General features: G+C 58.3%; 1 protein-coding gene. It reads right to left on the bottom strand.

Annotated elements, in window-relative coordinates:
• The coding region (locus FQZ95_RS27070) for a phage portal protein (RefSeq protein ID WP_160530662.1) at nt 1–374 on the bottom strand (374 nt) is incomplete at both ends.

Raw genomic sequence — 374 nt, 5'->3', positions numbered from 1 at the left:
AGCGCCGCACCGCTGTCATTAATCTGCACACCGGCACGGCAGTTCCGGCTGTCGCCGGTATTGTTCGGGTTGCTGATGCGCTTCGGGCTGACCATCCGGAACTGTGTCCGGAAAAGCCGCGGCGAACTGGTATCCCAGGTGGCCTGAACGAACAGTTCACCGTTAAAGGCGTGCATGGCCACACCTTCCCGAATCATCATGGTAAACGTGCGTTTTCGCTCAACGTCAATGCAGCAGCAGTCATCCTCGGCAAACTCTTTCCATGCCGCTTCAACCTCGCGGGAAAAGGCACGGGCGTCTTCCTCCCCGATGCCCAGATAGCGCCAGCTTGGGCGATGACTGAGCCGGAAAAAAGACCCGACGATATGATCCTG

Origin of the sequence: Escherichia sp. HH41S, from assembly GCF_009820115.1 — a bacterium.
GTDB classification, from domain to species: domain Bacteria; phylum Pseudomonadota; class Gammaproteobacteria; order Enterobacterales; family Enterobacteriaceae; genus Escherichia; species Escherichia coli_F.
The sequence above is the reverse complement of the archived record's forward strand: the minus strand, read 5'-3'. Positions and strand labels throughout refer to the sequence as shown.